We start from the raw sequence: 24,551 nt of genomic DNA, 5'->3' as shown, positions 1-24,551 counted from the left end.
GAGGAAGTTTAAGTGAGTCAGAAAGTTCGTACCCGTTTTGCACCAAGCCCCACGGGCTATATGCACATCGGCAACCTTCGTACTGCCCTGTACGGTTATCTCTATGCCAAGGCCCAGAAGGGTGATTTCATTCTGCGTATCGAAGATACGGACAGAACCCGTTATGTGGCTGATGCGGTGGATTTCATCAACCGCACTCTGGAAATGGCCCATATCGTGCCTGATGAAGGCCCGGATATCGGCGGTGACTGCGGCCCTTACGTGCAGAGCGAACGTATGGACATTTATAAGAAATACGCGGAAGAACTGGTGCAGAGCGGTCATGCTTATTACTGTTTCTGTGACCCCGATGAGGACCATTCTGCCGGCGAGTTCGGCGGCTACGACCGCACCTGCCGTGACCTTGATGCTGCTGTCATCGAGCAACACCTGCAGAACGGTGACCCGTACGTTATCCGTCAGAAGATGCCGCTGGACGGTTCCACGACCTTTTTTGACGTACTGCATGGCAACATCACCATTCCCAACTCCGAGCTGGAGGACCAGGTGCTCTTAAAGCGTGACGGCATGCCGACTTACAACTTTGCCAACGTTATCGATGACCATCTGATGGGCATTACCCATATCATGCGCGGTGCGGAATTCATCACTTCCACGCCGAAGTACATTCTGCTTTACGAATCCTACGGCTGGGAAGTGCCGACCTTCATTCATCTGGCACCGGTTATGGGCAAGAATGAGGACGGCAGCGTTTCCAAACTCTCCAAGCGTCATGGCGCTACGAGCTTTGACGATTTGGTGAAACTCGGTTATCTGCCGGAGGCCATCACCAACTATGTGGCTCTCTTAGGCTGGAACCCCAAGACTACCAATCAGGAAATCTTCTCCATGGAAGAACTCATTTCCCATTTCGGTCTGGACGGTCTGTCCAAGTCCCCGGCTGTCTTTGACTATGACAAGCTGGGCTGGATTAACGGCGAATATTTCAAGGCCATGAGCGATGAAGAATTTGCCAAGCGTGCCCATGACTTCGTACAGGAGCTGCCTGACTATCTGGAGGCCAACTGGCAGACGGTCGCAGCCCTCTTAAAGACGCGTGTACAGCGGTTCAGCGATGTGCAGGCAGAAATCGACTTCCTCGTTGACATGCCGGCTTTCGACGCTGACCTTTACAACAACAAGCGCAACAAGGTCAACCCCGAAAAGGCCGCGGAACTCATGCCCAAACTCGTGGCCCTGCTCGAAAATGTCAGCGAGTCTGACTGGAACAATGACAGCCTCTATGCCAAACTGGAGGAGTACATTGCTGCCAATGAGCTTAAAAAAGGCCTCGTCATGTGGGTGCTGCGTATCGGCGTAGCCGGTAAGTCTGTTACTCCCGGCGGTGCTACGGAAATCCTGTCCGTTCTGGGCAAGGAAAATTCTTTGGCTCGTCTGCAAAAAAGCCTTGCCAACCTTACGGCGTAGTGCTATAATAATTTGAGTCAGCTAAGACAAGCGGCGCCTTCGTCAAGCGGTTAAGACACCGGCCTCTCACGCCGGGTTCACGGGTTCGAATCCCGTAGGCGTCACCAGCGGCACCTTCGTCAAGCGGTTAAGACACCGGCCTCTCACGCCGGGTTCACGGGTTCGAATCCCGTAGGTGTCACCAGGAAATTACAGCCCCTATCGTATTTGCGGTAGGGGCTTTTAGTTTATGCTATATGTCAGCTTGCAATTTTCAGAAAATTATAGTACAATATGTCATATCGAGTAAATTCATACTAGGGAGGGGTTTTTATGTTTAGAGCAGTACCGTTTAATCTCCGTGAAAATGCTGAGCGGGGTTATGACGTTTTGGAAAAAGTTTTGAGCTATGCGGCAGAGCAGTCCTTGAATCCCTTAGGCAAGGTCAGCGGCGCCCTGTCCTCTTTCAAGGTGGATGTGATTGAGACAGAGACGGCCTATGAACTCTTTGCGGAGCTGCCCGGGTTCTACAAGGAACAGATTACCGTTTCCTATGATGATGACAATTACTTAAGGATTAAAGCCCAGCGGGCCGAGGCGGTGGACGCGAGCATTAAATACCTGTGCCGTGAGCGCAAGACCGGTGACTTTGAACGTACCTTCTACATCGATATGATTGACAAGAAGGCTGTCAACGTGGCTTTTGAAAACGGCATTTTGCACGTTGTCCTGCCCAAACAGAAGGAAGAGGACAACCGGACCGTATTTGATATCGAGTGACGACGTGAAAGAAGAGGTTTTCCGCCCTGTGGCGTGAAAAAATGGCAAGGCTGCTGTTGCGAAAAGCGTGTTTTTCGTGCCAGCAGCCTTAATTTGTGATAAAATAAGGAAGATGTATGAATTTTTTTGCGAAAAAATTAACATGTTCGCAGAAAACAGGCAGGATTTTTACAGGGGAAAAGGGAATAGTAACTAAAGCAATAAATTGAAATCAGCCAGAGGTTTTGGGAGGGAATAATGATGATGGACGAAAAGGATTGGGCGGAATTTAAACGGAAGTTAAAAGGCAAAACGGAAATAGACCTTGACCTGTATAAAGAGCCGCAGATGAAACGCCGTATCGGCAACCTGGTGACCAGAGCCGGCATGAATTCCTATACGGAATACTTTGATAATGCCGCCAAGAACAAAGATGATTTCGCAGCCTTCATCGAATATCTGACGATAAACGTCTCGGAATTTTTCCGTACCCCGGAGAAATTTGACAAGCTGGAAACAGATGTTATTCCCGATTTGATGAAACGTTCACCCAAACTCAATATTTGGAGTGCCGGCTGTTCCATTGGCGCTGAGCCCTATTCTCTGGCCATTATAATGAAGGAAATGACGCCGAATACCCGTCATCGCATTCTGGCATCGGATTTGGATATTGAAATCCTGGCCAAGGCGAAACGTGGCGTGTATACTAAAGAAGAAATCAAGGCCATGAAACCTGACCGTCTGGCCAAATACTTCAAGACTGTTGAAGGTGACAAATACGCGGTTAGTCAGGATATTAAGAACTGCATTGAGTTTAAACGTCATAATCTCTTGAAGGACCCCTTTGAAAACAATTTTGACCTTATCCTCTGCCGTAACGTGGTTATCTACTTCACAGAGGAGGCCAAGGACCAGCTTTATGCAAACTTCTTTAAGGCGTTGAAACCGGGTGGTATCCTCTTTGTAGGCGCCACGGAGGCAATTCTGAACTTCCGCAAGTTGGGTTATACCAGTTTCCAGCCTTTCTTCTATCAGAAACCGCTGGCGTAAAACCCAAATATAGCAAGAGAACGGAGCTTAGACATGTACGCGAATCAAGAAATAGAACTAATTGCAAGGGATAAGCTGCAGGAATTGCAGCTGGCCAGACTGCAAAAGCAGCTGAGCTGGGTGCAGGAGAAAAGTTTTTTCTACCAGCAGAAATTTGAAAAGCATGGTGTGTCTGTCGGAGATATTAAATCTCTGGCTGATATTGCCAAGCTTCCTTTCCTGACCGCAAATGAAATTTATCAGATTGATTCGCTGGACATTTTGACGACACCCTTATCCAGTATCCTGCGTTTCAGCGTGGTGTCCCAGGAGAATGGGGAAGTTGTCAAGCTGTATACCAACGGTGATATCGGGCATAATGTCGATATGATGGCCCGGGCTTTAGTGGCCGCAGATATCAATCAGACTTCCGTAGTGGCCCTGCAGGGGGATATGGCTGACAGCCGTATGCTGGACATTCAGTACGCTTTGGAAGTGATTGGCGCGACCGTGGTGAACATGGGCACGGATTACCGGCAATGGCTGCGTTTTATGGAACTGGTCAGCATGGATACGATTATCAGCTCGCCGCAGCTTATCATGCAGCTGATTATCCAGCTGCAGGCCACGGGCAAGAATATTGCTGATTATCCGCTGAACCGGATTATCTGTCTGAATGAGCAGGGCTTACAGAACGCCATGCAGCGTCATATTGCCGACAGAACCCACGCCAAGGTTTATAACTTCTATGAACCGGCGGAACTGGGCATGGCCGGCATGTTGTACCAGTGTGAGGCTCATAAGGGTTATCACATTCAGGAGGATTATTTCTATCCGGAAATAGTGGCTTTCCATAGCGACCAGGTGGTGACAGAGCCGCATCAGATGGGCGAGCTCGTAGTGACAACCCTGATGGCGGAGGCCATGCCGCTGATTCGCTACCGGACAGGGCAGGCGGTAATGCTGGAAACAGATCCCTGCGAATGCGGCCGCACGCTGTACCGGGTGACAACACCCTTTACCTTTATGTAAGATATGTTAAACGGCCTCCCTTTATAGGGAGGCTTTTCTAGTTGAGGAATAAGCATGACAGCAAAGTTAGATTTCATCATTGGCCGTGCCGGCACTGGCAAGACACACGCCTGCCTGCAGGCCATGCAGCAGGAAATGACGGCGCGGCCTTTAGGGCCGGCACTTATCCTGTTGCTGCCGGAACACATGACCTATAAGACGGAACGGGAACTGGCCACCATGATGGAAAAGACGGGACAGGGCTTTTTTCGGGCCTATGTCTTTGGTTTCCGCCGTTTTGCGCGGCAGATACTGCTGGAAACCGGCGGCGACCTGCCCCGTATAAGTGATGTAGGGCGGCGCCTGCTGCTGCAAAAGCTCCTGCTCCGCCATCAGAAGGACAAAGACCTGACGGTATTTGCCCGGGCGGCCCGGCAGCGCGGCTTTACGGAGACGTTATCGGAGGCCATTAAGGAAATTAAAAGTTACCGCCTGAGTACGGACACCCTGCGGCAGGCAGCTGACATGGTGGGGACGGGGCAGGAACGCCTGTCGGGCAAGGTGCGCGAACTAAGCACCCTGGCTGATGAGTTCGCCGCGGCCATGGCCGGCCGCAAAAATGACGCAGAGGACCTGATGAATCTGCTGGCGGAAAAAATTCCCGAGACGCAGCTCCTGCAGGGGGCAGAAGTCTGGATAGACGGCTTTGTTTTTTTCAATCCGCAGGAAATGAATGTGCTCGCGGCGATTCTGGCCGCAGCAGATAAGGTGCATATTACCCTGCCTATGCAGGGCGAGGCCCTGCCGGGGGGACAGGTGAAATTTCAGCTGGCAGAAAACATAAGCGAGGCCGGACTCTTTAACCGTCCCTATCGCACATTGGAAAATATCTGCCGGTTAATGCAGGAACTGGCCCCGGGACAGCCAGGCTTTTGGCAGCCGGTTACCCTGTTGACGGAGAATCAGCGGGCGCATAATCCTGAGCTGAAATGGCTGGAGGCCAGGCTGTTTGGGCAGGTGGAGGCAGCAGCAGGCAAGCCGGAAAATATACGGCTGGTGGAGGCGGCCAACCGCCGCATTGAGCTCGAAACGGCGGCCACCGATATCCTGCGTCTGGTAAGGGAGAAAGGCTATCGCTACCGGGAAATCGGCGTCCTTATTCGCAATGCTGAAGATTATGATGGTATTTTGCCGCTGGTCTTTCAGGATTACGGCATTCCCTTCTTTCAGGACGGGCGGCGTCAGAGTATCCATCACCCCCTGGCCGAACTCCTGCGTTCCAGCCTGGAAGTGGTACAGAAGGGCTGGAACTACGAAAATATCTTCCGCTGCCTGCGTACGGGCTTTTTCCCGTTGGTGCAGGAAGACGTGGACAAACTGGAAAACTATGTGCTCGAGTTTGGCCTGCGCGGCCGTAAACGCTGGCTGCAGGCTGAGGACTGGAACTGGCACCGCCGTTACTCGCTGGACGGGGAGGACGAGGCCGTGGACGCGGAAACACAGCAGCGCCTGGTGCTCATAGACGGCCTGCGGCGTCAGGCTGTGGCCGCACTGGGTGATTTTGACCAGTCAATTCGTCAGGCGGACACGGTGACAAGTCAGGTGCAGGCGCTGTATGATTTCCTCATAGCCCTGGAAGTGCCGGCTCATCTGGCCAAGTGGCAGGAAGTGGCCGAAGGCGAAGGCCGGCTGGCCGAGGCTGCCGAACACCGGCAGATTTGGGCCGATATCATGGCCTTCTTTGACCAGCTCGTGGAGATAAGCGGCCAGGAAAAACTGAGTCTGAGTGATTTTGCGTCTGTCCTGGGCGATGGCCTGGACGCGGTGTCCTTATCGCTGATTCCCCCCGGTCTTGACTATGTGACCGTGGCGATGTTTGACCAGAACAGTTTAGCCGGCACGAAAGCCCTGTACATTCTGGGGGCCAATGCCGGTACCATGCCCCGGCGCACAGTGGATACAGGCATGTTCACTGACGCCGACAGGCTGCATTTAGCAGAGGCTTTAGCAAAAATGCCGGCCGATAACGGGGAAACGGCCGTTATTTCCCGGGGGGGACAGGAGCGTAGTTTCGGTGAGCGTTTTGTGCTCTACCGGGGCTTTACGGAGGCCAGTGATTATCTTTGGATTTCCTACGCCCTGGCGGACGAGGAGGGCAGCGGCCTGCAGCCGGCCTCGCTGGTGGGACGCTTGCGGCAGTGTTTTCCGGAGCTGGAGACAGTATCCATTCCGCTGGAAACACTGGGGCGGCATGATATACAGCAGCTCGCTGCGCCCGGGCCGGCGGTGTCAGGACTGGCCAGTGCCCTGCGTGGTCGGCGCGATGAAGGCGAAATGGACGAGTTTTGGCAGGACGTTTATAACTGGGCGCTGTCCCAGGAGGCTTTGCAGCGTCCCTTGCAGCTGGCCCTGGCCGGCCTCGCGCCGCAGGCGCAGGTGGAGAATATTCCCCCGGAGCTCGCACAGGCTATCTACTTACGGGGGAAATTCCTGCGCGGCAGTGTCACCCAGTTTGAACAATTCCGCCGCTGTCCCTTTGCCCATTTTGCCAGCTACGGCCTGAAACTGACGGAACGGCGTACCTACGAGTTCCGTCACATGGACTTAGGCCAGCTGCTGCATGAAGTTATTCGCGAGTATGGCGAGCTGGTAAGCCGTGACTACAACCGCCGCTGGCAGGACGTGCCGGAGGATAAACGCGGTGCCATCTGCCATGACTTAGTGGAGGAGATTGCACCGCGCCTGCAAAGTGAAATCCTGTTGAGCCGTCCCGATTACCGCCATTACAAGCGGCGCATGGAGGCTACAGCCCTGCAGGCTGTCAATCACCTGTCAGCCTGGGCGGCCATGTCAGAGTTCCAGCCGGCGTATTTTGAGGAGGGCTTTGGCCACGCTGCTGACAAAGTACAACTCACCCCCCTGCCGCTGGGCAATGGCTATTCCCTGTCCTTAAAGGGGCAGATTGACCGCTTGGACGTTCATCAGGATAATCCTTATTTCCTGGTGCTCGATTACAAGACCGGGCAGGCCGCTATCAATCTCTTTGAAGTTTATTACGGGCTGAAACTGCAGCTGCTGGTCTATGTGCTGGTGGCCAAGGAACTATTAAAACAGCAGGATACGGAACGCCTGCCGGCCGGCATTCTTTACGCGCTGCTCCATAATCCGACCATTGTCACGGATACACGCCTGAGCAGTGAGGCGATGGCCGAGGCTGTCAAAAAGAAACTCACCATGCCCGGCTGGGTGCTGGCTGATATGGACGTTATCCGCAGCATTGATGCCAACCTGGAACATATCAAGCCGCAGACGAAAAAAGACGGGGAGCTGGACAGCACCACCATCAAGGGGCATTATATCCGCACGCAGCAGGAATTTGAACTCATGCTGGGCTATGTGGATTATATTCTGCGCGACACCGGCCGGGCCATTTTAGACGGCGATATCCGTGTAAATCCCTGCCGCTATGATAAAAATTCCGAGCGCACGGCCTGCAGGTATTGTAACTACCGTGTTCTCTGCGGCTTTGAGCTGGGCGTAGATGGTTATACTTACAACGAAGTTAGCAATTTTGACGAGGAAGAAATGGAACGCCGCATGGCGGAAAAAATAGGAAGAGAGGATTTAGCCGATGCCATACACCAATGACCAACTGGCGGCCATAAAGGCCCGTGACCGGAATATCCTGGTGGCTGCTGCTGCCGGTTCCGGCAAAACCCGGGTGCTGGTGGAGCGTATTATCCGCCAGCTTACTGCAGGTGAACTGGACGTTGATGAGCTTTTAGTGGTGACTTTTACCAATGCGGCGGCGGCCGAAATGCGCGAACGCATTGAAGGGGCACTGGCCAGGGAACTGGCGGCCGCGGCCAAAAAGGAAGAGGCAGCCCGGCTGGAACGGCAGATGGTACTCCTGACCGGGGCCGATATCTGCACCTTCCATTCCTTCTGCCAGCGGCTTATCCGCCAGCATATTGAATCCCTGGACGTGGACCCCAAATTTCGTCTGGCCAGTGAACAGGAGCTCGTCCTGCTGAAAAACGACACGCTCGAATCCCTGCTGGAAGATAAATATGAGCGGCCACTGGCAGCAGAACAACTGCCGGCCTGGGAGGAGTTTATTTCCTTTATGGACGATTACGGCGATGAGCAGGGCGACGAAGAGGTAAAAAAGGCCATACTGGACCTCCATAATTTTGCCCAAAGCCAGCCGTTCCCTGAAAAGTGGCTGCTAAGCCAGCAGGAGGGACAGGGGCAGAGTATTGCAGATTCGCCGTGGCTGACGGCAGCCGTGCCGGAAATGCGGGCCGGCCTTATGACGGTTATCAGCGAGTACGAGGAAACAGCCGGGCTGACTGCCGGCACAGAAGACCCGGCGCTCACCGCCGCCTGGGTGCCATATGCAGAACTGATACAGCAGGATTTAGCCGGCCTGGACGCTATCCGCGAGGCTTTTAACGTGCTGGAACATAAGCCGGACGCAGCCAAATGGGACGAACTAGCCCGTCAGGTCGGCAAGTTTTCCTGGACAGCCATGCGCGGCAAAGTCTACAGCGATTTGAAAAATCTGTACCCGGATATCAGGGAAGAATTCAACGCACGCCGGGACGCTGTCAAAAAGGCGCTGAAAAAATTTGCGGAAAACTATCTTAGCCAGGAGGCCGCGCAGATAGAGGAAGATATTGCCGCCAATCACCGCGCGGCGGCTGTTTACGCCGGCCTGGCCCTGGATTTTGGCCGGGCTTTGCAGGCGGCTAAGAAGGAGCGTAATATCCTCGATTTTAACGACTTGGAGCATTATGCGCTGGCCATTTTGTGTACGGCAGACGATGGGGGGGCAATTGCGCCCACAGAAACGGCCCTGGCTTTGCAGGAAAAGTATAAATCCATTATGGTCGATGAATATCAGGATACCAACGGCGTGCAGGAGGCGATTTTGAACCTCATTGCCCGGGATAACAACCGCTTTACCGTGGGTGACGTGAAACAGAGCATTTACCGTTTCCGCCTGGCCGACCCGTATCTTTTCCAGGCGAAATACGATAGTTTCCCATTAGAGCCGCAGGCTGACGATAAAAATCAGCTTATCAACATGAAGAAAAATTTCCGCAGCCGTGGGGAGGTACTGGCACCGATAAACTTTATCTTTGACCAGATTATGACCAAGGAGGCGGTGGAAATTGCCTATGACGCGAACAGCAAACTGTATCCCGGGGCGGCTTATGAGGAACACGAACATACTTTTGCCGGAGCTGCCGGTGCGCTGGAACTGGATTTGATTCAACGGGAAGTGCAGGAAAAAGACGGCAAGCCTGGTGCGGACGATGAGGAAGGTGAGGACCTCTCCGGCTTTAATCTGGAGGCCGCGTATATTGCCCGGCGTATCAGCCGGCTCATGGAACAGGGCTATATGGTCAAAGACAAGGATACGGACAGCTACCGTCCGTTGGCTTTCCGTGATATTGCTGTGCTCATGCGTGCCGTGAGCGGCAAGGCCAATATTTTGCTCGAGGCCCTGCGGAAAAACAGCGTCCCGGCTTATGCTGATGTGGACGGCGGCTATTTTGAGGCCCCCGAAGTGCGGCTGGTGCTGGCCCTGCTGACCGTAATTGACAACGTGCGGCAGGATATTCCTTTGGCCGCCGTGCTCGCCTCGCCTATCGGCGGCTTTTCCATGACGGAACTCACGCAAATCCGCCTGGCCTCGGCGACGGGGGATTTATATGACGGCCTGTTGGCCAGTTTTTCCGTAGACAGCAGTCTGCCGCAGGAACTGGCCGCGCGGACGGCGGACTTTCAGGCGGAACTGGCCCGGTGGCGGCGTTTTGCCGCCAGCCACAGCGTGCCGGAACTCATCTGGCTCCTGTACCGGGAAACAGGTTACTATGACTATGTGGGCGGCTTGAAGGGCGGCCTGCTGCGTCAGGCCAACCTGCGCATGCTGGCCGACAGGGCCGCAGAATATGAACGCAGTAATTACCGCGGACTGTTCCGGTTCCTGCGCTTTATCGAGAATCTGCAGAAACGCGATACGGACTTGTCAGTAGCCCGTACCCTGGGGGCGAGCGAAAATGTCGTGCGGATTATGAGTATCCACCGCAGCAAGGGCTTGGAATTTCCCGTGGTGATTGTGGCAGATATTGCCAAGAAATTTAACCTGCGTGACGCGCAAGGAACCTTCCTGCGGCATAAGGAACTCGGGATTGGCGTGCGCCTGGCCCAGCGTTCCCGGACGGGACGGCAAATCTACAAATCCCTGCCCTGGCAGGCGGTGGCCGCCAAAATACGGGGCGAATCCAAGGCCGAGGAAATGCGGATTCTCTACGTGGCCATGACCAGAGCCCGGGAAAAGCTGATACTGACGGGGGTACTCCCCGGCAAAAACAGCGAAAAAAAAGCGCAGGGCTATTGCCGTTACGCTGACCGGGAAGAATACCAGCTGCCGGACTTTGCCATCACCAAGGCCGACAGTTATCTTGACTGGGTGGCAGCGGCCTTATGCCGGCACAGTGCGGCTGGCCCCCTGTGGGAAATGGCCGGCATAAGCGCTGACGGCGGTCTGGAAAAACAGCTTGAACCTGAGGCGCAGATAAAGATTAACCTCTATCAAGAATCAGAACTGGCCGCAGGAGCGCCGCAGGAAAGCAAGCAGGACGGACTATTGCAGGCGGCAGCTGCCCTTAAACCCATGCCGTCATCAGCGGCCAAGGACAGCGTGGAGTCCCTGCTGAGCTGGCAATATGAGGATAGGGGACTGGCAAACGTACCGGCCAAACTCACCGTCACGGAAATAAAACGGCGCTTTGCTGATAATCAGGCTTGGGAAGAGGAAGTTCCCGGCCCCCGGCAGCTCATCGTCATGCATGACAATGAAGAACTGGAGGCCGTGGACACTGACACCAATGCTGTCACCGCCGTGGCCGCCAAGGATACCACGGACTGGCCGCAGCCGCGTTTTTTGCAGGAGCAGGCAAAGAAAATCTCCGCCATGGAACGGGGCACCATTATGCACACCGTCATGCAGCGCCTGGATTTTGCCGGCGATATCAGCTATCAGGGAATAAAAAAACAGGTAGCGGCGATGGAGGCCAAAGGCATACTGCCGGAGGACGCCGGCAAGGTGGTTTATATTAAGGGCATACAGGGATTCTTTGACTCGGAAATCGGCCGTCTGGTGCAGGTCGCACCGCACGTATATCGGGAACTGCCCTTCAGCCGTATGCTGCGCGCTAAGGACTTTTACCCCGAAGTGCAGGAGGAAAAGGAACTGGTATTTACCCAGGGCGTGATTGACCTGTTGGTGGAAACGGCAGAGGGGGAGCTTATCCTCATCGACTACAAGACTGACAGGCTGACCGACCATGACCGCATACGGCGGCGCTATCATATTCAGCTGGATATGTATAAAAACGCCGTGGAGGCCATCTTAGGGCGCAAGGTGAGCCGTTCGTATTTGTATCTTTTGCAGAATGGCAGCTTTGTCCCGATGGATAAAGCAGAGTAAAGGAGGCGGTGCGATTGTCAATCGAAGTAATGCAGGGACTGCTGATTCCCTTTTTGGGAACCACGTTGGGAGCCGCCTGTGTTTACATACTGAAAAAAGAACTAAAGCCGGGCGTGCAGAAAGGACTGACTGGCTTTGCTGCCGGCGTCATGGTCGCGGCCTCTGTCTGGAGTCTGTTGATTCCGGCGATGGAGGGCAGTGCAGCTATGGGGAAAATGGCTTTTCTGCCGGCGGTCATCGGCTTTTGGGCAGGGACGCTGTTCCTGCTGGCCCTTGACCATATCATTCCGCATCTGCACATGGACGCGCAAGAGGCAGAGGGCATAAAATGCAAACTGCCGAAAAATATCATGTTGCTGCTGGCCGTAACCCTGCATAATATTCCTGAGGGCATGGCGGTGGGCGTGGTTTTTGCCGGCTGGCTGGCAGGCAATGCTGATATCACCCTGAGTGGTGCGCTGGCCCTGTCCATCGGTATCGCCATCCAAAACTTCCCCGAAGGCGCGATTATTTCCCTGCCCTTACGGGCGGAAGGCATGGGGAAACATAAAGCCTTCTTCAGCGGCATGCTCTCTGGCGTCGTTGAACCAATTGGTGCCCTGCTGACCATCGCCGCCGCCAGCCTCGTCCTGCCAATCCTGCCATATCTCCTGGCCTTCGCCGCCGGTGCTATGATTTATGTCGTAGTGGAAGAACTAATCCCCGAAATGTCAGCCGGCGAACACAGTAATATCGGTGTAGTTGCTTTTGCTGTGGGATTTACGCTGATGATGACCTTGGATGTGGCACTGGGGTGAAGGAAGGTCAACTTGTTCCAGAATGGAACAAGTTGTACTATATAAGCAAATTATATATTTTAGACAAACAGGCTGTGAAACTACGGATTGAATATCCGTAACTTCACAGCCTGTTTTGCAGAGGAAAGGCAGGAAAAAAGAGGATAACAGCGAATTATGCTTAAGAAGATTGTTGGAAGAGGGAAGGATATAATTATGGAAAATGAAGAAAGCAGATTTTGGGGAATACATACATTGAATGATAATCTGTTTCTTAAAGATAATATAATTGCAATCGGTTGGCCGAAGATGGGGAACCTTGTCTTAGTGGAAGCAAACAGAGAGGCATTTAAGGAAAAATATGTGCAGGTTTATCCTGATGCTAAGAAGGGGAACGTTGCGACTAGCGCGGGGATGCTTTATCGATTTTGCCATGAAGTGCAGATAGGGGATTATGTTGTATTTCCATCCAAAATTAATCGCGAGGTAAATATTGGTGTGATAGAAGGTGAGTATATTTATGATTCTACGCAGGAAGAATATGTGCAGACTAGAAAAGTTAAGTGGCTGAAACATATGCCGCGTATGGCATTTTCGCAAGGAGCACTTTATGAAATTGGTTCAGCTATGACGTTTTTTAGTGTGAAAAACTACGCAGAAGAGTTCTTGGGGGCACTCAAGAACGAATTCAAGAAGTCTTTATCCGCAGATGCCGAAGATGAAAGTGTCGGGGCAACTGCCGATGATATAATTGAAAATACGAAAGACTTCATACTTAAAGAGCTAAGCCGTCAATTAAAAGGATATGATTTAGAGGAGTTTGTGGCTGACCTTTTAGGTGCGATGGGCTATCGAACGATAGTTTCTCCACATGGAGGAGATAGCGGTATAGATATTACTGCGTATAAGGATGAATTGCCACCACGAATTTTGGTGCAGGTTAAGAGCCAGGATAGCGATATTAAAGAAGCAACAATTCAGTCCCTAAAAGGTGCTATGCGTGAAGGGGATTATGGGTTGTTTGTTACGCTATCTAATTATACGAAAAATGCTCAGAAGTATCTTGAAACCACGCCGATAATTAGGGGGATAAATGGTACAGAGCTTGTCGAACTGATATTGAAATATTATGATAATTTGAGCGATAAATATAAAAAGATGATTCCATTGAAGATGGTTTATATTCCGATAGCGAAGTCGGAGTAAAATGTTAATCGCAGAACTTTGCTCATGTCTTTGGCGTCAACTGTTCCGCAATCTTTTGCAAGTTCTACGGAGTCGGTGGTTATCCAAAATTTGGGACAGCCTCGGTGGCGTGTTCAGGATGCCCTTTTGCTACATGAACATGGACAGGTTCATTATCACCATCAGACTTTACATAAAAATTGTAGCCAAGATATATATCAAGCAGTTCGGGCATTTTTATGTTCCCTCCAATCGTCCCAAATAATGGACTCATTGGTTATCAGATAATCCTCAACCTTGAAGTTGTCTGATTCTGAAAAGCCAAATGACTTAGCACAGGCAACATCAGGAAGGCGCCATTCGCTATAGTTTTCGGCATGGCCTTCCTGCTCAATGCGGATAGCTAAATTGATTCCACCGTCTCTGTCCTCGTATTCTCTAAGGACATAGACATTAAGATGGATATTGTTTTTTAACAAAAAAGTTGAGTACAACATAATTGGCCTCCTTAGCTATTACATGACTACTTGCTAGGATACTTTAATTATATAACGAAAATAACATAATGGAAATAAGAAACGTCAGTGCAGTAAAAAGGGGCTGTTGCATGAGTGAGAAATTACTTATGCACAGCCCCATTAGCTTTTCAACTTGACGATATCTTAAAAGTAAGAGCAAAATACAGGAATTTTGAGCGCAAGACACCAGACGGTCTGAAAATCGTCTTTGTTTCTTGCGCTCTTTGATTTTTTAAGCAGCGTTATCCACAGGGATTAAGTGCCGGTTAAGCTTTTCTGCCTGTATTTTGCAATGCAGCTTTTGAATGTTATAAGCCATTGCAAGCAGCATCGTTTCCACAAGGACATTTTTATTGCCACGGGTTAAAAATCGGCGGAAGCTCATATCCGCTTTTACCACGGCAAAGGCTCCTTCTGCCTGAATACTGCGATTTACACGCAATTGGATGCCTTTCTGCGAGGTTATCCGTTCCAAATCTTCCTGCCGTTGGCGCTGGAACCGTTTGGATACTTCTATATTCTTGGTTCGTTCTTCCAGTGGCGTTTTGCAGTGATTTCCATGTATGCACTGACTTTTTACCGGACAGTCCTTGCAATTTTCGCAGCTGTAATGGGTTATCTTGCTTTGAAATCCGGTTTTGCTTTTGCGGGTAAATTCCTTGGTTACAGTCAGCTTTCTGCCTTGGACACAGAGGTAGGCATCCTCATCAGCCAGATAGGTCATGTTTTCTCTGCGGCCAATGTCCTGTTTCCATTTTCGGGTCTTGCTTTTTTCGTAGTTACTGGGCTTGATAAAAGAATGCTGTTGGTGTGTTTCGAGGTAAAGATAGTTTTCCTCGCTTTCATAGCCTGAATCTGCTACAACATTACGGTAACGTTTGTGTGTATAGTGTTCAATTTCCTGCAAAAAGGGAATCAGGGTTGTGGTGTCCGTTGGCTGCGGGCCAACTGTAGCCCATGTAACAAATTCAGAATCCGTGCCGTACTGGATGTTGTAGGCAGGTTTTAGCTGGCCGTTTTTCATGGCATCTTCTTTCATCCGCATAAATGTAGCGTCTGTGTCTGTTTTGGCAAAACTGTTGCGTTTTCCCATGATGTGCAGGTATTTGTTGTATTTCTTGAGCCGGGCGATGAACTCGTCCAGCTGTTCCATGGTTTTCTGCAGGCTAGTTTTGCGTTTCCCAATTCCATGGACAAACTGGATTCCCTGCTCTTTCTGCCGGAATTTCAATTTGCGGCGCAGCTTCTTTAGATGGTGCAGTTGGATATCTTTGCCATGTGAGAGGGAAACCGAAAAATCTTCCTTGACTTTGTCCACGAAGTCCGGCATCTTTTCCATAAGCTTGGCTTGATTCTTTTGAACAGACTTTTTCCAGACAAACTTGTATTTGTTGGCAACGGATTCGATTTTTGTTCCATCGATGAAAATGTCCAGTAGGGAAATAGCCCCCATATCTTCCAGCATGAAGTCCATCTGGGCAAACAGTTCCTTAATGCAGGAAGCCAAATGTTTGGAACGGAACCGGGCGATGGTTGTATGGTCAGGCACAGGCTTCCCCTCCAGCAGGTACATGAAATTGATATCCCGCCTGCAGGCAAGTTCTATTCTGCGAGAACTGAAAATATGATTCATTCCGGCATAGACAATGATGGCCAACATCTGCCTTGGCGACGCCAAATTTCGATTTATTCGCTGATAGGTCTTTTCCAGTGCCGTAATATCCATACCCCCAATACAATGGCGAAGCAGGCGGACGGGGTCATCTTTGCCAATCTGAAATTCAAGATTAAATGGAAGAAATACTTGATAGCTTCCTTCAAAAGACGTATAATCTTTTTGTGAATTTGGTTTTTGCATATCTAAATTCTACACCTAATCCCGAGGCATTCAAGCCCCGGGATTATTTTTTTGCACATGAAAAAGGACTGCTGCACGTCACATTACGTGCAACAGCCCATTTTCCATAATAGAAGTCAGCGAGCTTTGGGGGGCTGATATTCCTTATGCTGTTTATCTTTGTCGTTCTTGTCCTTGGCTGGTTTCTGAGGCGCCTGCTTTTTGACGTCCTTCTTCTGAGGTTCGGCTTTGGCCGGTTTTACATCTTTCTTATCCTGCTGCTGGACGATAGGTGGTTTCGGCGCCGGGGCCTGACTGGCATTGGCAACATTGCCCATAAGACCAGCGGAGAAAGTCGTTACAGCTAAAGCGGCGGCTAACATAAATTTCTTTTTCATAGAGATAATCCCCTTTCAAAATACATCAAGCCATCCTTGGGATTATTTTCCATGGGCTTATTCTAGGCGCTGGAGATTGGAATACCATAAAAATACGATTATATTTTTGTTAAATCACCAAATATGGTTACGGAAGCTTGTCCTGCGAAAAAAATTAAGATATTTGTAATACTTTTAAATTACAAAACAGGCTTGTAGTGAGCATACTTTCCTTTTCCCTCTAAAATAAGCAAATTATGCTCTTTTAGCCTATTTAACAACCGATAAGCCTGCGCTGGGGAAACTGGTAAAAGGGCGGTGACATCTGACCGGGTTATTCTTCCGTTTTTATTGGCAAGTTTCATAATGCGTTGGTTGTAATCGGCGTAGTCTGTGATGGGCTCTTTGATATAGTTTATTTCGCTTGGGGGCGTTTGGTATGATTGCCCCGTGCAGGTATAGCAGGTGCATTTTCCTTGCTGGCTGGTTTTTATCATTTTTTCCGCAGTCAGGGTTTCCAGGGTGCTTTCCAATTTGTAAGCAGGAATACCTGTGCGAGCAGAGATTTCCTGACACGTCAGTAAATGATGTCCTTTTAGCTGTCTGAGCACCATCAATTCATAAATAGTGAAATCGCGGTGAAGTTGTTCCTGTTTTTTTGTCAGCAGATGGATAAAATTCTTATCCGGGCGGCTGGCCGGGATGTAAAGGCGTACGTTATCTGCTGTGGAATCACTGTAATCCGGGAGCATTTTTCCGTAGCGCAGGCTGCCTGCATAGATGCGGTCAATGCCACGGCCGGAGCGTTCGGCAAGACCTATACGTTTCAGGCAGTCAGCCAGCACAGGATTGCGCCCGTGCGGTTCGGCGTCAAGGAGCTTGTCGTAAGTAACTCCCTGAATAAAGCCGCCGGGGTTGCTGATGGTGATGCCTTCCCGTTCAATGAGGACGCGAACCCGGCCCAGCAGGGAATAATCACGATGGCTGTAGGCATTGACCAATGCCTCGCGGAAAGCTTGTGGAGAATAATGAGGAATAGGTACTCTGAACATACCCACATCCATTTCGTCTTCCTGATTGATGGTGGTGAAGTAATTGTTGATTTTTTCAATGCTGGCCAACAAGGGCATTGTATAGGTTTCGTTGATGCGGAGCTGGCCGTTATCCATAATTTGCAAGGATGATTCAGCGGTGGGTATAAGTTCCTGCAAGCGCTCCTGACGGCCGATAAGGAGCATGCCGGTAACGGTGGGCACGTATTCTTCACCGACTTTGGCGACAAGCCGCAGGGCTTTGTCCAGTTCCAAATCATCAAGTTCCAACAGCGTGGATTCGCCATGATAGGTGCGGATGATATTGCGCAGGCGCTCCCGTTCCGTGGCAGCGAGGTCCTGGCGTGTGGTGTCAGGCAGAGTCTGCGCAGAAAAATCAAGCAGGGAAAGGCTGGACAGGCGGTGGGGAATTTCGTAAGGATAGAGGGGGACGTTTTCGGGCGTGTGGTCAGCCTTCAGCCGGCGGCGCTGAATTTTTCCTGTGGAACTGGCAACGATAGATGTATATTTCGGTACACTGATTTTCAGCACTGGCTGGTTCTTAGCGGTAAGGACGGAGGCCCGGGTACTGACGGGGGGGACGGTTTTATTGGCGATAAAAGCAGTCAGCCGGGTGATATCCTGATGGCTGGGATGAAGTCCGGTTATGGTGCCGTCATCTTCTACGCCCAGGTATAAATCGCCACCTTCGGTGTTGGCAAAAGCGACTACTGCGTCAATAATATCATTGTCCGGCAGGGGAGTTTTATCGCTCTTAAATTCAATAGTCAAAGTTTCTGCCTGAGGGAGAATACACATGGCTATCGCCTCCTTTACACATATTTTAACACACGCGTGTATTGAAATCAATTTTAATGCACGCGTGTGTTAGGCGTTAAGCTTTACTATATTGAGTTGAAACACAAAAAAGGCGCTGACTTGTCAAAAATGACATGTCAGCGCCTGTATCTCCATTTTTGGTGGAGATGAGGAGAATCGAACTCCTGTCCGAAATACATCCACATCACAAGGCATTATCGCAATAGCTGGAGTATGCCAGCAACATAGGCGCGTTACTCTGGGATTCAGAGTTCTCCACCACCCGGTTTTGCGAAAACAGGGAAAACTGCTGTGCTTATTTAAAACCCTCAGCCCTGCCCACAGCTAGTGATACCGAGGGGGCTAACTAAGCGCGAGGCTTAGGCAGCGTAAGCGTAATCGAATTCGTCAATTACATTTAGCGGTTAAGAGTTAGGCTTCATAACCATTGGCCTGCGAACCTCGTGGCTTCAATACCCCGTCGAAACCATTACATCCCCAAATTGATTGTAACACATAATATAACATTTATGTGCCATGTTTGTCAAGGGAAAGATATTTTCCATATTTAGTTTGAAAAAATGAGTAAAACCAAGGCCTGCCTGTCTAAAATATGGCAGGTAAAGGCAGGATATTTATGCCTGATGTAGAATTATTACTTCGGATAATATCTCTAGAATGAAATTGCTTTATGGTATGTGATGGCATAAGAATATAAGGAAGTGAAGAAATGGGCATCAAGCAGAAGTTTATCCTGCTGGCAGGTGTGGTGGGCGTTATTTTGATGACGGTATCCTTGACAGGTTACTACACGGCCTACAACAATTTGTCAGAGGCGGTGAACGAGGAAATTGTCGCCAATATCAATGCTGAACGTGAGTCCGTTGATGGCTGGTTGAAGGAGAAGGCTAAACCTGTCACTTCGCAGGCTGACCTGATGACGGAACTGGAAAAGGCCCCGTGGATGCAGCTTGACACCTTTGACATGCAGCTGCTCCTGAGCGTGGCTGCCTCGGATAAGGATATTCAGGAAATGACACGCGGCGATGAAAACGGCATGTTCCTGCCTTTTTACAGCCCTGATGAAACGGGGAAAACTGACCCACGTATGCGGCCGTGGTATGCGCAGGCCCGGGAGGCCGGCAAGACAGTTTATACGGACGTATACAAGAGTAAGAGTACCGGTGACCTCGTTGTATCGGCTGTAGCACCGTTTTATGGGGAAAACAAGGAGTTCCGTGGAGCTATCTGCGGTGATATCACCCTGACAGTGTTAAAAGAACAGGTACAGCGTATCAAATACCGTGACCAGGGTATTGGTTACATTATTGAAAAGACGGGCAAGCTGCTGGCGACGTCCGGCAAGGAACAGCCAATGTCCGAGGCCAAGGATATAAAGGGCATAGGGGAAAAGCTGGATTCCATGTTCCAAAGCGGCAGCGGCTATTTTACCTTTGAGGACGCTGACGGTGTCAGCCAGGTGCTGGCTTATACCACAGTACCTACCACCGGCTGGCTTATCGCCATGGCGGTGCCGATGGATTATGTGTTTGGCCCCCTTAACCATATGCGCCTGGTATACGGCCTGCTTACCGTGATAGGCTTTCTGCTGATAGTGGGCATGTGCTTTTACTTTGCACTCGGTATCACCAGGCCCATTGTGGCCCTGGAGGGACAGGCAACGCAGCTGGCTGATGGCAACCTGCGAGTGAATAAGCTGCCCGTTACGTCCGGTGATGAAATCGGCTCCCTGACCAATGCCTTTAATACCATGCAGGAACATCTGCATGACCTCATTGCCAAGATGGCGGCTACCTCTGAGCAGGTGGCGGCCTCTTCCGAACAGCTCACGGCTAATGCCCATCAGTCGGCAGACGCCTCTGTGCATGTAGCGGAAACCATCAGTGAGGTGTCCATGGGCATGGACCAGCAGCTTACTGATATTGACGGTGCCAAGAAGAACGTGGACAGCGTGTTCGTGGATATCACTGCCATGACGGAAAAAACAAAGAAGGTTACGACGGCAGCGCTGACTACGTCCGAGGCTGCCAAGCGCGGTGAACAGCTCATGCAGGACGCCACCACCAAGATGGCGCATATCGAAAAGAGTGTTATGAACTCTGCTGACGTGGTTAGAACTTTGGGGGACAGCTCCCAGCAAATCGGCCAGATTGTCGAGGCGATTTCCGCTATTGCTGACCAGACCAACCTGCTGGCACTCAATGCGGCCATTGAGGCGGCCCGGGCCGGTGAACACGGCCGTGGCTTTGCTGTGGTAGCCGATGAAGTCAGAAAGCTGGCGGCCGAGTCACAGGAGTCGGCTGAACAGATAAAGGCGCGTATTCTCACGATTCAGAACGACACTGCCAATGCGGTAGCCGCTATGGAGGAAGGCAAGAATGAAGTCCAGTCCGGTGCTGAGGCTATCCGCACGGTGGGCGAGCAGTTCCAGGATATAATGAGTCAGGTCAACGGCATCAAAAATCAGATTGATGAGATTGGCGTATCGGTTCATTCCGTATCGGAAGGTGCCGGCAACATTGTCGAGGCGGTTGATTCCATCGATAGTATCAGCCGCAAGACCGCGGAGCACACGAATACGATTTCGTCCTCCACAGAGTCGCAGTCGGCCTCCAATGAAGAAATTGCCGCCGCGTCGCAGTCCCTGGCCCATTTGGCAGCAGATATGCAGAATGCCATCAATAAGTTTAAACTGTAATAAGCAGCTGTTTTCCGGGGAGCCTTGAGCTTCCCGGATTTTATATTTTGCCTTTGGCAAAATCTGAACCACGGCGTTATGCCGGGACAAGCCCGACGAAACGCTAAATTATCTATTTTGCCTCTAGCAAAATAGATAATTTAGCGTTATAATACAGGTTGGAAAATTACTGACAGAAAGGCTGGTGAGGATAATGGACGATCACCCTGATACGGCAAACCCTAAGCGATGCACATTAAAAACATGGGGAACTTACTCTGTTATCCTGACCGGTATACTGATTAGGGCGTGAGCAGGTTCCTCCCATAGAGAGGAGATAACCATGCTTGAAATTTACAAGTCCATGGAAAGTGGGCCGCTGGAGAAACTGACTCTAAAGACGCTGGAGTCCGGAGCCTGGATAAACATTGTGGACCCCACACCTTACGAGCTGAAAGTGGTCAGCAACCTTACAGAGGTTGACCCGGATTTTCTGCGCTCGGCACTCGATGATGAGGAACGCTCTCATACTGATATCGAGGACGATTCCGTCATGGTCCTGACCAATGTGGCGGTGAACCGCGGCGATGACAGCTATGACGCTTTGCCGCTGGCCATTATCATCAGCGAGGACTACATCATTACCGTTTGCCTCGAGGAAACCCCGGTCATGGCTGAGTTCAATGAACGGACGGCTAAGCTCTTCCGTACTTATAAGAAAACCCGGTTCCTCTTTCAGATTCTGTATAAGTCCGCGACCTTCTACCTGCGTTACCTGCGGCAAATCAGCAAGCGCTCTGATGATATCGAAAACCAGCTGCGCCATGATATGAAAAACAGTGAAATCCTGCGCCTGCTCGAACTGCAAAAGGGTCTGACGTACTTCAACGCCGCTATCCGTTCTAATGGTGCGGTGCTCGATAAACTGCTGCGCATGCGTAAAAACCCGGCGCTGACGCCAATTCTCAAGGCCTACGAAGAGGACGAGGATTTGCTCGAGGACGTCATTATCGAGAACAAGCAGGCCAAGGAAATGGTGGAGATGTACAGCAAGATTTTGGCCCGCATGGCTGATACTTTTACGTCCATCATTGCCAACAATCAGAACCTCGTGATGAAATTCCTGGCGGCGATGACGATTATCATCGCTATACCTACAGTTGTATCCAGTTTCTTTGGTATGAACGTGCCTGTGCCCTTTACGGAGAACAGGTTCGGTTTCCTGTATATCATGCTGATAGCTTTCGGCATCAGTATTACCGGGGCGTATGCCTTATGGAAAAAAGATATGTTTTAAGCTCATAAAATATAACGAGGCAAGAAAATGTCCCCCACCTCAGCAGGTGGGGGCACGAATACCAAAACAGGCGGCGAGCATATCTCCCGCCTCGTTGAAACGCCAAGAGGAAGTTTTGCCTATGGCAAAACTGGAACAACGGCGTTATAAAAGCAGTACCAGAACCGCCGGTTCTGGTACTGCTTTTTTGACTTGGAATATTTTCTTGGGGTTAGGAACGTTTGTAAGCCGTAACCTTCTGATAGTGTTTCTGGAAGAATTCTTCGGCCACCTGCGGGAAGAGAGCATAGGAGAGCACATCTTCTTCGGAGGGGTTGAGGAATCCTTTTTCCTTCAGTTCGGATTCGAACTCGGCAAAGGTCTTGGCCTTTGCGTCCTCGACAGAGCAATCCTCGATGATGTCTTCGGGAGCAATGCCCAGCGTCTTGGTGAGGAAATCGCGGTCGATAGCAACCGGCGTACGGCCGAATTTGCCGCGGGCCAGGTCTTTGAATTCTTTCGGAACCATCTTGTAGCGTTCACCGCTCATGACATTGAAGGTTGCCATGGTGCCCACAATCTGGGAAGACGGCGTAACGAGCGGCGGATAGCCGAGGTCTTTGCGGACGCGCGGCATTTCGTCGAGCAGTTCCTGATATTTGTCTTCCATGCCGGCCTCTTTGAGCTGGTTGGCCAGATTGGAGAGCATACCGCCCGGAATCTGGAAGTCCAGTACGTTGGGGTTGATATCGAAGTAACCTTTGAGGTTGAATTCGTTGATAACGCGTTTCTTAACATCGAGGAAGTGCTTGGAAATCGGCGTGAGTTTCTGTACGTCGATACCCGTGTCATATTCCGTGCCTTCCAGAGCGCGGACCATGGTTTCCGTGCAGGGCTGGGAGGTGTCGGAGGAGAACGGAGCCAGAGCCGTATCGATGATATCTACGCCGGCCTCAATAGCTTTGAGGTACGTAGCATGGCCGAAACCGGAGGTGCAGTGAGTATGCAGTTCTACAGGAATGTCGAGCGCTGCTTTCAGTTTCTTGACCAAATCTTCAGCAACATAAGGTTTCAAAAGACCGGACATATCCTTGATGCAGACGGAATGGCAGCCCATATCCTGCAGTTCTTTGGCCAGTTCCACGAACTTTTCGTTGGTGTGTACCGGGCTGATGGTGTAAACCAGGCACCCCTGTACTTCCGGCTTTTCCGGGCAGGCCAGAGCAGCCTCGATAGCTACTTTCAAGTTGCGTACATCGTTCAGGGCGTCAAAGATACGGAATACGCCAACACCATGAGCGGAGGCTTTGCGGACGAATTTTTCCACTACGTCATTGGAGTAGTGGTTATAGCCCAGCAGGTTCTGGCCGCGCAGGAGCATCTGAATCGGAGTATTGAGGTTAGCCTTCAAAGTATCCAGACGTTCCCAGGGGTCTTCACCCAGGAAACGCAGGCAGGTATCAAAGGTAGCACCGCCCCATGCTTCCAAGGCTTTGTAGCCCACGGAATCCAGAGCTTTGAGCTGCGGGAGCATATCCTCGATACGCATGCGGGTTGCACATAAAGATTGATGACCGTCGCGGAGTACGGTTTCCATAATCTTTACAGGTTTCTTTGCCATAACTAACACTCTCCTCTAAACTATAAATACATAAACCTTAGTTATGTTTATTATGACGTGATAAACTGAAAAAACGAAGTTCTTACAGCCATCAGACGGCGTGTATACAAGGTTTTTGGAGTATCACAATAATTAACATCACAAATACAGTATAGGTACTAATTGGCAGAATGTCAATGTAAAATGTGATTTTTTTCCCGTACTATAACCATTTAGAATAATAAAAGTGTACTATTAAAAAGGGAAAGTTTTTCCGGGGAAGTATTGGTTTTTTAGCGAGGCCTTGGTATAATGAGAGAAGCTAATTTGTGTTGACACATTGTTCTATGTTTACACAATGGGCGGCTAAATTTGAAATTGTGAGGAGAAATGTGTAAATGAAACTTGTAGTCACCGTAGTTGGAAAAGACCGTGTAGGTATCATTGCCATGGTCAGTCAGATTCTTGCCGAGAACAATGTCAACATTCTGTCAATCAATCAGAATATCCTCGATGGTTATTTCAATATGATTCTGATTGCTGAAATCAGCAGCAGTAAAATCAAGCTGGTGGACCTGCAGCAGAAACTGAAGGAAAGCGGTCAGGAAATCAATGTGGATATCAAGGCACAGCACGCTGATATCTTTAATGTAATGCACAATATCTGAGCAGGCCTTACGAGGAGGAA

Annotated in this window: 16 protein-coding genes, 2 tRNA genes and 1 other RNA gene; 13 read left to right on the top strand and 6 right to left on the bottom strand. The window is 50.5% G+C overall.

The genetic code is table 11. From position 1 onward, the window contains the following. Positions 1 to 12 precede the first annotated feature (12 nt). The 10 genes from gltX to DL94_RS0108510 all read left to right on the top strand — a co-directional run bounded on the left by gltX (position 13) and on the right by DL94_RS0108510 (position 13,728). On the top strand, positions 13 to 1,467 hold the full coding sequence (gene gltX, locus DL94_RS0108555; protein WP_028129797.1) for a glutamate--tRNA ligase: 1,455 nt from the start codon (positions 13 to 15) through the stop codon (positions 1,465 to 1,467). Positions 1,468 to 1,499: 32 nt separating this feature from the next. Beyond that, positions 1,500 to 1,574 (top strand) — tRNA-Glu (locus tag DL94_RS0108550). Positions 1,575 to 1,576: 2 nt separating this feature from the next. Then, positions 1,577 to 1,651: transfer RNA gene (locus tag DL94_RS0108545), tRNA-Glu, on the top strand. A 128-nt stretch (positions 1,652 to 1,779) separates the two neighbouring features. Further along, positions 1,780 to 2,226, top strand: coding sequence for an Hsp20 family protein (locus tag DL94_RS0108540; protein ID WP_028129796.1), 447 nt, complete (start codon positions 1,780 to 1,782; stop codon positions 2,224 to 2,226). Positions 2,227 to 2,466: 240 nt separating this feature from the next. Continuing rightward, positions 2,467 to 3,255 (top strand): CheR family methyltransferase, encoded by a 789-nt coding sequence (locus tag DL94_RS0108535; RefSeq protein WP_028129795.1) that lies wholly within the window; start codon positions 2,467 to 2,469, stop codon positions 3,253 to 3,255. A gap of 33 nt (positions 3,256 to 3,288) precedes the next feature. Next, complete coding sequence (locus DL94_RS0108530; RefSeq protein ID WP_028129794.1) at positions 3,289 to 4,266, top strand: phenylacetate--CoA ligase family protein; 978 nt, start codon at positions 3,289 to 3,291, stop codon at positions 4,264 to 4,266. 54 nt (positions 4,267 to 4,320) lie between these two features. Further along, on the top strand, positions 4,321 to 7,893 hold the full coding sequence (addB, locus tag DL94_RS0108525) for a helicase-exonuclease AddAB subunit AddB (RefSeq protein ID WP_028129793.1): 3,573 nt from the start codon (positions 4,321 to 4,323) through the stop codon (positions 7,891 to 7,893). Next, positions 7,877 to 11,746, top strand: coding sequence for a helicase-exonuclease AddAB subunit AddA (gene addA / locus DL94_RS0108520; protein ID WP_028129792.1), 3,870 nt, complete (start codon positions 7,877 to 7,879; stop codon positions 11,744 to 11,746). Before addB ends, addA begins: the two co-directional genes overlap by 17 nt. 29 nt (positions 11,747 to 11,775) lie before the next feature. Continuing rightward, a complete protein-coding gene (locus DL94_RS0108515; protein WP_037371654.1) occupies positions 11,776 to 12,543 on the top strand; it encodes a ZIP family metal transporter in 768 nt (255 codons plus the stop codon). A gap of 195 nt (positions 12,544 to 12,738) precedes the next feature. Next, positions 12,739 to 13,728 carry a restriction endonuclease gene (locus DL94_RS0108510; RefSeq protein ID WP_028129790.1) on the top strand — a complete coding sequence of 330 codons (990 nt, stop codon included), beginning with the start codon at positions 12,739 to 12,741 and terminating at the stop codon, positions 13,726 to 13,728. 197 nt (positions 13,729 to 13,925) lie between these two features. On the opposite strand, the gene DL94_RS0108500 is transcribed toward DL94_RS0108510, so the two are convergent. From DL94_RS0108500 to ssrA, 5 genes are all read right to left on the bottom strand, one after another. Further along, entirely contained in the window at positions 13,926 to 14,204 is a 279-nt protein-coding gene (locus DL94_RS0108500; RefSeq protein ID WP_028129789.1) for a hypothetical protein, read from the bottom strand. Between the two features lie 253 nt (positions 14,205 to 14,457). Then, the gene (locus DL94_RS0108495) at positions 14,458 to 16,083 is read right to left on the bottom strand and encodes an IS1182 family transposase (RefSeq protein ID WP_028129788.1); all 1,626 of its coding nucleotides are present in this window, start codon (positions 16,081 to 16,083) and stop codon (positions 14,458 to 14,460) included. 116 nt (positions 16,084 to 16,199) lie between these two features. Then, the gene (locus DL94_RS0108490) at positions 16,200 to 16,460 is read right to left on the bottom strand and encodes a hypothetical protein (RefSeq protein ID WP_028129787.1); all 261 of its coding nucleotides are present in this window, start codon (positions 16,458 to 16,460) and stop codon (positions 16,200 to 16,202) included. Between the two features lie 179 nt (positions 16,461 to 16,639). Next, complete coding sequence (locus DL94_RS0108485) at positions 16,640 to 18,289, bottom strand: RNA-binding domain-containing protein (RefSeq protein ID WP_028129786.1); 1,650 nt, start codon at positions 18,287 to 18,289, stop codon at positions 16,640 to 16,642. A 159-nt stretch (positions 18,290 to 18,448) separates the two neighbouring features. Further along, positions 18,449 to 18,789: a transfer-messenger RNA gene (gene ssrA, locus DL94_RS15640) on the bottom strand. Between the two features lie 230 nt (positions 18,790 to 19,019). On the opposite strand from ssrA, the gene DL94_RS0108480 reads away from it, so the two are divergent. Together DL94_RS0108480 and DL94_RS0108475 are read left to right on the top strand one after the other, a co-directional pair. Next, a complete protein-coding gene (locus DL94_RS0108480; RefSeq protein WP_028129785.1) occupies positions 19,020 to 21,008 on the top strand; it encodes a methyl-accepting chemotaxis protein in 1,989 nt (662 codons plus the stop codon). A gap of 322 nt (positions 21,009 to 21,330) precedes the next feature. Beyond that, entirely contained in the window at positions 21,331 to 22,284 is a 954-nt protein-coding gene (locus tag DL94_RS0108475) for a magnesium transporter CorA family protein (protein ID WP_028129784.1), read from the top strand. 211 nt (positions 22,285 to 22,495) lie between these two features. On the opposite strand, the gene DL94_RS0108470 is transcribed toward DL94_RS0108475, so the two are convergent. After that, on the bottom strand, positions 22,496 to 23,884 hold the full coding sequence (locus DL94_RS0108470) for a pyruvate carboxylase subunit B (protein ID WP_028129783.1): 1,389 nt from the start codon (positions 23,882 to 23,884) through the stop codon (positions 22,496 to 22,498). Positions 23,885 to 24,261: 377 nt separating this feature from the next. Between DL94_RS0108470 and DL94_RS0108465 the strand changes: the two genes are divergently transcribed. Further along, a complete protein-coding gene (locus tag DL94_RS0108465; protein ID WP_028129782.1) occupies positions 24,262 to 24,531 on the top strand; it encodes an ACT domain-containing protein in 270 nt (89 codons plus the stop codon). Positions 24,532 to 24,551: the final 20 nt, after the last annotated feature.

Origin of the sequence: Selenomonas sp. AE3005, from assembly GCF_000686945.1 — a bacterium.
Classification (GTDB): domain Bacteria; phylum Bacillota; class Negativicutes; order Selenomonadales; family Selenomonadaceae; genus Selenomonas_A.
This window is presented reverse-complemented; position numbering and strand designations above follow the sequence as displayed.

Bases quoted from the DNA above. Each gene is read 5' to 3' on its own strand.
- DL94_RS0108475 (WP_028129784.1), top strand. From the start codon at position 21,331: ATGCTTGAAATTTACAAGTCCATGGAAAGTGGGCCGCTGGAGAAACTG.
- DL94_RS0108500 (WP_028129789.1), bottom strand. From the start codon at position 14,204: ATGTTGTACTCAACTTTTTTGTTAAAAAACAATATCCATCTTAATGTC.
- DL94_RS0108495 (WP_028129788.1), bottom strand. From the start codon at position 16,083: ATGCAAAAACCAAATTCACAAAAAGATTATACGTCTTTTGAAGGAAGC.
- DL94_RS0108485 (WP_028129786.1), bottom strand. From the start codon at position 18,289: ATGTGTATTCTCCCTCAGGCAGAAACTTTGACTATTGAATTTAAGAGC.
- addB (WP_028129793.1), top strand. From the start codon at position 4,321: ATGACAGCAAAGTTAGATTTCATCATTGGCCGTGCCGGCACTGGCAAG.
- DL94_RS0108465 (WP_028129782.1), top strand. From the start codon at position 24,262: ATGAAACTTGTAGTCACCGTAGTTGGAAAAGACCGTGTAGGTATCATT.
- DL94_RS0108470 (WP_028129783.1), bottom strand. From the start codon at position 23,884: ATGGCAAAGAAACCTGTAAAGATTATGGAAACCGTACTCCGCGACGGT.
- DL94_RS0108530 (WP_028129794.1), top strand. From the start codon at position 3,289: ATGTACGCGAATCAAGAAATAGAACTAATTGCAAGGGATAAGCTGCAG.
- DL94_RS0108535 (WP_028129795.1), top strand. From the start codon at position 2,467: ATGATGGACGAAAAGGATTGGGCGGAATTTAAACGGAAGTTAAAAGGC.
- DL94_RS0108480 (WP_028129785.1), top strand. From the start codon at position 19,020: ATGGGCATCAAGCAGAAGTTTATCCTGCTGGCAGGTGTGGTGGGCGTT.
- DL94_RS0108540 (WP_028129796.1), top strand. From the start codon at position 1,780: ATGTTTAGAGCAGTACCGTTTAATCTCCGTGAAAATGCTGAGCGGGGT.
- DL94_RS0108515 (WP_037371654.1), top strand. From the start codon at position 11,776: ATGCAGGGACTGCTGATTCCCTTTTTGGGAACCACGTTGGGAGCCGCC.
- addA (WP_028129792.1), top strand. From the start codon at position 7,877: ATGCCATACACCAATGACCAACTGGCGGCCATAAAGGCCCGTGACCGG.
- DL94_RS0108490 (WP_028129787.1), bottom strand. From the start codon at position 16,460: ATGAAAAAGAAATTTATGTTAGCCGCCGCTTTAGCTGTAACGACTTTC.
- DL94_RS0108510 (WP_028129790.1), top strand. From the start codon at position 12,739: ATGGAAAATGAAGAAAGCAGATTTTGGGGAATACATACATTGAATGAT.